We start from the raw sequence: 9,325 nt of genomic DNA on the forward strand, positions 1-9,325 counted from the left end.
TGATCGTGCCCGACCTGATCACCGCCGCCACCAAGCCCGACGGCAGCACCGACATGAACCTGTGGCGCTCGGTGCAGACCGCGCTCATCTCGCACTGCGAGCAGCACGGCAACCGGATGGCGATCCTGGACGCGCCGCCGAGCATGACCCCGCAGCAGGTGATGACCTGGCGCTCGGAGCAGGCCATGTACGACTCGGCCTTCGCCACCCTGTACTACCCTTGGGTCAAGGTGGACAACCCGATCGGGTCCAACGGCAACTCCGAGATGCTGATCCCGCCGTCCGGGCACATCGCCGGCGTCTGGGCCCGCACCGACCAGTCCCGCGGCGTCTGGAAGGCACCGGCCAACGACACCATCCGCGGCGTGCTGGACCTGGCCTACGGCGTCACCCAGAACGAGCAGTCGCTGCTCAACCCGATGGGCATCAACTGCATCCGGCCTTTCGGTACCAGGGGAATCCGGATCTGGGGCGCCCGCACCCTGGCCTCGGACAGCGACTGGCGCTACATCAACGTCCGGCGGCTGTTCAACATGGTCGAGACGACGATCCTCGAAGGTACCCAGTGGGCGGTCTTCGAGCCGAACGACATGACCCTGTGGGAAGGCGTCAAGCGCACCCTGAACGGCTTCCTGCGGGGACTGTGGTCGGCCGGCGCGCTGTTCGGCGCCACCGCCGACCAGGCCTTCTATGTCAAGTGCGACGCCGAGACCAACCCGCCGGAGTCGATCGACGAGGGCAAGCTGGTGGTCGAGGTGGGCATCGCTCCGGTCAAGCCCGCCGAGTTCGTGGTGTTCCGGATCAGCCAGCAGAAGCAGGTCGCCGGCTGATCGGCTCGACCCACACCTCACCTATCCCCAGTTCTTCCCTCGGCTAGCAAGGAGCACAGATGCCCAACGACCTGATCAATACCGACCCGATCGTCGCCCAGAACTTCTTCCTCGAGATCGACGGCACCAAGCTGGTGCTGTCCGGCGTCTCCGGTCTCGACATGGAACTGGACGTGGTGACGATCCAGCAGAACGGCAAGGACGGCAAGAAGCAGTCGGTCAAGACGCTGGGAACCTCGCTCAAGGTTCCCGACATCTCGCTGACCCGGATGGCGCCGATGAGCGCGATGGACGACCCGATCTGGAAGTGGTTCAAGTCGGTCCGCGAATCGGGCTTCAAGGGCACCGACCGGGCTGGCAGCCGCAAGAACGGCTCGATCGTCTTCTTCGACACCGCCCTGACCGAGGTGGGCCGGTTCAACTTCTTCAACGGCTGGCCCAGCAAGATCGGCACCGACGCGGTCAGCACCGACTCCAACGATCCGGTGAAGGAGACGATCACCCTGGTCATCGAGCGTCTCGAGCGCATTAAGTGACGTTGCAGACCAGCTACCCGTTCGTCCTGCCGCGTGGCTACGTCGACGCGGCAGGCACGGTGCACAAGGAAGGCCGGATGCGGCTGGCGACCGCGCGGGACGAGCTGGAACCGCTGCGCGACCCGACCGTCACCGGCCCGGACGACCCGCGGCTGACCGTGCTGGTGCTGGCCCGGGTGGTGGAGAAGCTCGGCACCGTGGAACTGGTCAGCACCCACGAGATCGAGGGCCTGTTCGCGATCGACCTTGCGTTCCTGCAGGATTTCTACGGCGTCATCAACTTCGGCAACCAGGAGGAGTACGAGCAGCTGCTGCGTGCCCAGGCCGAGGGGCCGCCGTTGCTGGGCCAGAGCCGGCCGGCTGCGGTTCCCGCTCCGGCTCCGGTGCCGGTGCCGGTCGAGGTGGCGCCGGAGCCGGCGTACGCAGCGGCCGGGCACGCCAACGGTTTCGGCGGGTTCGGGGATCCGGACGGTTTCGACGGCTTCGGTGGTCCGGTTGAGCAGCCGGTGTCCCGGCGCGGCGCCATCGAGGAGATTCCGCGCGGCAGGTGAGCGGCATGATGCGGTACCCGTCCGACGCGCTCTGGCAGGAGATCGCGTACCTGGCCTATCACCTGCACTGGTCACTGGACGACCTGCTGGATCTGGAACATCTCGACCGGGTAAGGATGGTGCGCGCGGTGGCCTCCTTCAACGACCGGGCCTGGCAGGCGGTGCGCGAGTATGCCTAACGGATTCTCCGAACCGGCCATCAACTCCTACTTCGTCTTCGAGGTGGACGGGGTGGAGATCGGGTACTTCACCGAGGTCAGCGGCCTGGCGGTCACCATGACCGTCGAGGAGATCCACGAGGGCGGCCAGAACGGTTTCGTGCACCAGATGCCGGGCCGGATGACCTGGCCACATCTGGTCTTCAAGCGCGGCATCACTCAGAGCGACGCGCTGTTCGCCTGGATGAACAAGTCCAGCGGTGAAGGCTTCGCCGGCAACGGCAACAAGCTGACCCGCAGCACCGGCGCGGTCACCGTGCTCGATGCCGAGGGCACCCGGTTGCGGGCCTGGGAGTTCGACGGGGTGTACCCGGTGCGCTGGAGCGGGCCAGAGTTCAGCGCGAACAGCAACGAGGCGTTGCAGGAACAGCTCGAGGTCGTCCACCACGGCTTCCGGTCGAAGAACCTATGAGCACCGAGGCTGTTCCACCCGGCGAGGTCGATCGCAGCGCGCTGGGGCGGTCCGTCGCCCAGCGGCTGCGCCGTCCCGGGCGTCCCGGCCTGGCCCGGCCGGTCGGCCTCGGCCTGATCGCCGAGTCCTCGGCCCGGTTCGCCGCCGGCACCGCGCGTCCGGCCGGAGTGCGCCGGGCGCTGGCCGCCGCGGCTACCGTCTCGGCCCGCTCGCTCGGGCAGGCCGAGGTACGGCCACCACGCTGGTGGACTCCGCGGATGCCGGACGACGCGGTGGATTCCGACGAGGTGGATTCTGCTGTGCCGTCCGCGGGTCGCGCTGTGCCGGCCGTTGGGCCGTCCGCGGGTCGTACCGTGCCGTCCGCGGGTCGCGCTGTGCCGGCTGCCGTGCCGTTGCCGCCGCGTGGGCTGGCTCGGGCCGCTCGGCAGGTGCCCACCGATGACCAGCCGCGCTCGCCCGGCACCATCGCCGGCGGCCTGGTCTCGACCGCGATTCCGGTGCGCCGGATGGAAGAAGTCGTCGCGGCCGGCCCGATGACCAGTTCGCACGAGCAGCGCCGGTTGCAGGCTCCGCGGCCCACGCCGCCCCCGGGGGCTTCGGCTTCCTCCGCTCCGTCGTCGTCGGCGGGGCCGCCGGGGAAGCTCACCGGGAGCGGTGACCCGACACCTGCGCGGGCCGCGAGCGCAGGTGCCGTCTCCCAGCCAAGCGGCGCAGGCGTTGCCGCGGCGCTCCGGCGCTCGGTGGCCCGGGCAACCGCTGCTCTGCGGGCTCCTGCAGTTGGAGTCGCATCGTCAGTTGGAGTCGCATCGCCAGTGGGAGTGCCCACCGGTCGGGCGGTTCCCGGTCCGTTGCTGTCGGCGCCCGGTCCGGCGACCGCGCTGCGCCGGACGCTGGCGATCCGTCGTGCGCATGCCGAGCAGCAACCGGCGACGAGTCGCGCTGCCGGTAGTGCGCCGGCTGCCGGACCGGTTCGGGGTAGCGCGGCGGGTTCGGTTCGAGGGAGCGCGACGGGTTCGCCGGCTGGTGCGGCTGGATCTCCTGTTCCCAGGTCGGACGCGGCACCGGCCGGTTTCCTTGCCCGGCAGGGCAGTCGGATGGCGGGCCTGACTGCCGCGGTGGCGCAACGGTTCGCCGCACCGGCCACCGGTGGCCGGCTACCTGCCGGTTTCGGCGAGAGTGGGCCGTCGGGGTCGGCAGCGAGCGACCGGTCGCAGGCTGACTCTGTCGCCAGCGGTCCGTTGCGGGCCGGAGCAGCTGTGAATGGTCGGATCCAGTCAGCGCCGACCGGAGGCGGGCCTCCGCTTGGTGCTGGTGGGTCGCACTCGGCTCCAGCCGGAAACGAGTCTTCCTCTGGTGGGTCGCGTTCAGCTTCGTTCTCCGGTGGATTCTCGTCCGGTGCTGGGCAGCCGCGCTCGGCTGTGGGCGCCGGGAGGGCTTCGTCCGGTGGTGGCTCGCATTCGGTTCCGGGCGGCGATGAGGCTGCGCACGCTGAGGCTGGCACGCCGGCCACTCTGATTCCCGCCGACCGGACGCTGCCCGCTGCACTGGGCGGCCCGCTGACCGGCTCGGTGAACGCTCACCAGGCCGGCTCGGTGGCCGCACCGCTCCGGCGGTTGTCGGCGGGTAAGTCCGCGATGCCGGCAGAACCGCTACCCACCGCGCGGGCCGGCATGCTGCGACGGGCAGTCGGCGTGCCAACTCCCGTTTCGATCGCTGCCCGAACGGCTACGGTGCGGCCCGCCGCGATCCAACCGGCCACCGCTGCCGGCCCGACGGAGAACGAGCACCGGCCAGCCCGGCAAGGTGGGCCGGCCGCGGCCTCGTCACCACCGCATCGGCCGGCTGCATCGAACCTTCCCGGACGATCGGACTCCGTCAGCCCCGCCGCCTCCGTCAGCCAGCCGAGCACCAGCCGTACCGTTCTGCCCGGCCAGCCGGCGCCTGCGGAACAGGGTGGACCGGTCCGGCGCACGGCAGCGGACCACCAGCATGCGGTCAGCCCGGCGTCCCGACCCGGCTCGACGCAGGCCGCCCGCAGTGCCTCGGACACCGCCGCCGGTAGTGCCCCCACACAGGTGCCCGCGAACCCGGCCTCGTCCCGACCGGCCGAGCAGGCAGCGCCGCGGCGGGCCCGGCACGCCGCGCCAGAACCGGCAACCACTGAATCCACACCGCACGCTGCCAGCCGACCTGCAAGCAGCCGGATCACCGGACGCCCGCTGGGATTGGCCAGCCTGGGCCGGCCTATCCGGCGCTCGATGGGGTTCGCCGGTCACCCGGCAGGCAGCAGCGCAAGCCTGGCACTGGTCGCTGCCGGCCCGGACCGTTCCCCGCCGGGCCCGGGCAGCAGCGAGCCTGCTCTAGTAAGCGGCGGCCGGCCAGTCGGGCACCAGCCGGCGCCGCTTGCCGCACTGGCACCGATGCTTTCCGCGGTGGGCGGCGGTGGATTGCCGTCGGTTCGTCGCAGCCAACTGCCGTCCATCCTGTCCCGCCCGGAGCAGCTGAGGCCCGCCGTCCGGCCCAGTGGTTCGGTGCGGCCGGCCTGGGCCGCTCAGGCACCGGCCGGCGCCACTGCCGGCGTGGTCCGAACGGCCCCGGCCCCAGTTGGCACGGCCTCGCGGCGCGCCGGTGCCGGTGTGGACCGTTCCGGTTCGTCCAGTGCCGGCCAACCCGCCGGACAGCGAGGTCCCGGATTGGCAGCTGCACGGCCCGCAGCGGAACTCGCACCGGCGGCCGGTGTGCTGCGCCGTAGCGTGGCCCCACCCGCCGGGACGTCCCGGCCCATACCGGTCGAGGCGAGCCCAGCAGCCGAAACCGGTGCGCCGCAACCACATTCTGGTTCCAGCAGCACAGTGCGCAGGCAGGCCTCCGGCGGCGATCCTCCGGTAGCACCCAACGCTTCGGCTGTTCTGAACACACCTGTCGCCGGTGCCGCGCATCAGGCGGCACCCCACGGCCGGGTCTTGCGTGCGATCGTCCCCGGCACCGCATCGGCCGGCTCGGTTCCGCTGCCGGTAGCCAGCCGGCAGCTGTCCGGCAAGCCCATCGCCGGCCGGCCCGGCGCGTTCGCCCCACGGCACCAGGTGGACGCACCGATCCGTCGGCAGGCCGGTGGGCCGGTCCGGCCGCACCACCTGCCGGCGCCCGCAACCCCGGCCGCCGTGCCAGCCACCGCTCACGGACGTGCGACTTCCTCGCCCCACCAGCCTGCCGCAACCCACACGGCCCGTTCCAGCAGCGCGGCAACCTTCACTCTGGGGACCCCCGCGACAAGCAAGGCAGGCCGAACCAGCAGCCACTCGGCCGGCCCGGTGCCCGCCACCGCCTCACCGGCCATCCGGCGCTCCGTCGCGCTGCCCACCACGGTCGGCGCGACGGAATCGCATCGGGACCGAGCGCAGGCTGCCGGCTTCGGTGCGCCGTCGTCCGTCCGGCTGCCGGGCAGCCTGGTCGCTGCCGCGGCCGGTAGCACCGCCGATCCCGCCGGCCGCGGAACCAGCACAGCTCAGCTGGGGGCTTTCGTCAACCGCAGCATGGTGATCGCCCCACCGCGGGTCAGCATCCGGCCGGCCGAGCTGGCACCGCCGGCCGCCGGCCCACCGGTACCCGGAGCCGCCCGCTCCGGCCGGTCAGCCGGCGCTCGCCACCAGCAGACCGCCTCGTCCAACCCCGGCCACGGCACGGTCACCGCGGCGACCCATACCGGCATCGAGGTGGACGGCCCGGTAATCCGCCGGTCGCTGTCCGGCGCTGCTCATTCGCTGTTCCGCAGCCTGCTGCGCAACCCGGGTCCCGGTGGCCCGGGGAGCGGTTCCGATCCAGTCCAGTCAGGAAGTACCGGCATGTTCGAGCAGTTCCAGCATTCGCACGGCGCGGGCGGACCGGCCGAGCCCCCGGTGATCCGGCGGCTGCACGAGTCCGGCGGCACTTCCGACGCGTCGTTCCCCGGGTACGACGCCGACGAGGAGTCGTCCAGCCCGGCCATGCGCGCCCGCGATTTCGACGAGCTGATCGACCGGATCGTGGCCAAACTGGAGCAGCGCATCACCGACGACCTCGAGCGGCGGGGCCGCCGCCACCTGCCGGAGGTGTTCTGATGCCCGAGTTGGAAAAGGCATTCCTCGAGATCGAAGGCGGCCAGAAGATCCCCTGCCTGTTCAACCCGAGCCAGATCTCGGTCGGCCGGCGCAACAACTGGGCTTCCGAGCCGATGCCGGGCAAGGGCGTCTCGCGGCTGCGCTACGCCGGCGCGCAGTCCGGCTGGATGCAGGTCGAGCTGGTCTTCGACACCACCGCCGACGGGACCGCGGTCACCAAGCACACCGGCGCGATCCTCAAGCTGATGGACGTCGACACCACGCTGCCGGGCTCGGACGAGACCACCCACAACGCCCGGCCGCCGTTCGTCACCTTCCACTGGGGTGACCTGCACTCGTTCAAGGCGGTGGTCACCGACCTGCAACTGGTGTTCACCTACTTCTCCGCCTCCGGCATCCCGCTGCGCGCCCGGATGGCGCTCACCCTGCAGCAGTACGAGGAATCCCAGGCGTTCGGCCCGCAGAACCCCACCTCGGGAACCCCGCGGCCGCACCGGGTGCACCGCATCCAACCGGGTGAGACGCTGGACCGGATCGCTGCCCGCTACTACGGCGACTCGACCCGCTGGCGTGCGCTGGCGGCGGCCAACAACATCGAGGACCCGCTCGCGATGCGTCCGGGCGCGTTGCTTTCGGTGCCGCGGATCGAGCACGGATGAGCTCGTTCGAAGGGCTCAGCCCGACCGTGAAAGTGAACGGCTCGCCGCTGTCGGACACCGTGCTGCAGCACCTGGTGTCGGTACGGGTGCAGCGCAGCCTGCGGCTGCCCGGCCGGGCCACCCTGCGGTTCGCCGACGTCGGTTACTCCGTCTCTTCCAGCGGATTCTTCAGCATCGGCAAGAAGGTCGACGTCGGGGTGTACCGAGGCGGCTCGCTGATGAGCGGGACGGTCACCGGCATGAGCCTGCAGCAGCAGGAAGGCGACCACCCCGACCTGGTGGTGACCGTGGACGACGCCGCGCACAAGCTCACCCGGGGCAGCAAGGTCAAGACCTACCTGAACATGACCTTCTCCGACATCGTCAGCCAGGTGGCCGGCGGCGCCGGCGTGACGGCCGAGGTCAGCTCGACCTCGGAGGTGCATCCCTATGTGCTGCAGGCCGACTCGGACCTGGCCTTCCTCGACGAGCTGGCCGCCCGCTGCGGGTACGACTGGTGGGTGGAGGGAACCGCGCTGCAGTTCAAGCCGCCGAGCACCGCGGGCCCGGTGCTGACCCTGGAGCTGGGCAAGGACCTGCAGGAGTTCTCGGTGTCGGCGTCGGGGCTGCTGCCCACCAAGGCGCAGGTGATCGGCTGGGACAACGCCACCCAGCGCTCCATCGTCGGCCAGTCCGCCTCGGCGTCGTCGGCGGTGCTGCCGTCCTCGGACTTCGTGCAACCGTTCGTGGGCAGCAGCAGCCCGCTTGGCGACGCCCCGGTGGTGATCGGCAGCTTCACGCCGCTGACCCAGAGCGAGGCGGCCACCGCCGGCGGTGCGCTGCGCTCCCAGTGGGCGGCCGGTGCGGTGGAGGCACGTGGCACCACGGCGGTCAGCGACAAGCTCAAGCCGGGGGTCGCGATCACCGTCTCCAACGCCGGGCCGACGTCGGGCAAGTACCACCTGACCGAGGTCGACCACCGTTACGACCGCAGGGGATTCCGTACCCAGTTCATCGCCGGCGACCGCAGCCGGACGGGCCTGGCCGACACTCTGACCGCGGGCCGGCGCAGCGGCAGCTTCAACGTCCCCGGCCTGGTGGTCGGGGTGGTGACCAACGTCGACGACCCGGAGAAGGCCGGCCGGGTCAAGCTGAAATACCCGTCGGTCAGCTCCGAGGTGGAGGGACCGTGGGCCCGGATCGTTACGCTCGGCGCGGGCAACAAGCGCGGCCTGGTGTTCCAGCCCGAGGTCAACGACGAGGTACTGGTCGCCTTCGAGGGCGGCGACCCGCGCCAGCCGGTGGTGCTGGGCGGGCTGTTCAGCGGCAAGAACGTGCTGCCGGAATGGGGGGTGAAGTCCGGTGCGGTGCAGTCCCGGCGGATCACCTCGCGGCTCGGGCACGTCATCGAGCTGGCCGACGGGACCGACGCCGCCAACCAGCACATCCAGCTGCAGCTGAGCACCACCACCCACAAGATCCGGCTGGGTGCGGACAAGCTCGAGATCGAGGTGGCCAGCGGCAAGCCGGTGACGATCAAGTCCGGCTCGGCGTCGTTCGAGATCGACGCCAGCGGAAACGTCGCGATCAAGGGGAACAAGGTGACCATCGAGGCCCAGACCGAGCTGGCGCTGTCCGGCAACTCCAAGGTCGGCGTCACCAGCCAGGGGCAGCTGGCGGTGCAGGGCTCGATGGTCTCGGTCAAGGGCCAGGGAACGACAAGCGTGGAGGCGAGCGGACCGCTCACTCTCAAAGGTGCGATGGTGGCGATCAACTGATGAACGACTTCAGCCCGACCCGGCGAGCCGACCTCGCCTCCTCCGACGGATCGTTCATCGGACGGGGGTTCAGCTGGCCGCTGGAGGTCGACCACACCGGCTCGATCAAGCTCACCGACGGGGCCGAGGACCTGGATCGGTCGATCCGGATGGTGCTGCTCACCGCGCCCGGGGAGCGGTTGATGCGTCCGGACTTCGGCTGCCGGATCTGGGACCTATTGTTCGAACCGGTCACCGGCAACCTGCTCGGCCTGATCGCCGAAGC

9 protein-coding genes are annotated in these 9,325 nt (G+C 70.9%); all 9 read left to right on the top strand.

The annotated features are described in order from the left end of the window. On the top strand, nt 1-830 hold an 830-nt coding region (locus tag VLJ82_RS15235; RefSeq protein WP_408664215.1), incomplete at its 5' end, for a phage tail sheath family protein. Nucleotides 831-889: 59 nt separating this feature from the next. Then, nucleotides 890-1,366, top strand: coding sequence for a phage tail protein (locus VLJ82_RS15240; RefSeq protein ID WP_408664216.1), 477 nt, complete (start codon nt 890-892; stop codon nt 1,364-1,366). Further along, the gene (locus VLJ82_RS15245; protein ID WP_408664217.1) at nt 1,363-1,917 is read left to right on the top strand and encodes a hypothetical protein; all 555 of its coding nucleotides are present in this window, start codon (nt 1,363-1,365) and stop codon (nt 1,915-1,917) included. Before VLJ82_RS15240 ends, VLJ82_RS15245 begins: the two co-directional genes overlap by 4 nt. A gap of 5 nt (nt 1,918-1,922) precedes the next feature. Then, nucleotides 1,923-2,096, top strand: a complete 174-nt coding sequence (locus VLJ82_RS15250; RefSeq protein WP_408655261.1) for a DUF6760 family protein — start codon at nt 1,923-1,925, stop codon at nt 2,094-2,096. Beyond that, the gene (locus VLJ82_RS15255; protein ID WP_408664218.1) at nt 2,089-2,547 is read left to right on the top strand and encodes a phage tail protein; all 459 of its coding nucleotides are present in this window, start codon (nt 2,089-2,091) and stop codon (nt 2,545-2,547) included. The genes VLJ82_RS15250 and VLJ82_RS15255 overlap by 8 nt, the downstream gene beginning before the upstream one ends. Before the next feature lie 3,311 nt (nt 2,548-5,858). Next, nucleotides 5,859-6,644 carry a hypothetical protein gene (locus VLJ82_RS15260; protein WP_408664219.1) on the top strand — a complete coding sequence of 262 codons (786 nt, stop codon included), beginning with the start codon at nt 5,859-5,861 and terminating at the stop codon, nt 6,642-6,644. After that, a complete protein-coding gene (locus VLJ82_RS15265) occupies nt 6,644-7,303 on the top strand; it encodes a LysM peptidoglycan-binding domain-containing protein (RefSeq protein ID WP_408664220.1) in 660 nt (219 codons plus the stop codon). Before VLJ82_RS15260 ends, VLJ82_RS15265 begins: the two co-directional genes overlap by 1 nt. Then, complete coding sequence (locus VLJ82_RS15270; protein WP_408664221.1) at nt 7,300-9,060, top strand: VgrG-related protein; 1,761 nt, start codon at nt 7,300-7,302, stop codon at nt 9,058-9,060. The genes VLJ82_RS15265 and VLJ82_RS15270 overlap by 4 nt, the downstream gene beginning before the upstream one ends. Then, on the top strand, nt 9,060-9,325 hold a 266-nt coding region (locus tag VLJ82_RS15275), incomplete at its 3' end, for a GPW/gp25 family protein (RefSeq protein WP_408664222.1). The genes VLJ82_RS15270 and VLJ82_RS15275, both read left to right, overlap by 1 nt.

The organism is Jatrophihabitans sp., from assembly GCF_035474675.1.
Classification (GTDB): domain Bacteria; phylum Actinomycetota; class Actinomycetes; order Mycobacteriales; family Jatrophihabitantaceae; genus Jatrophihabitans_A.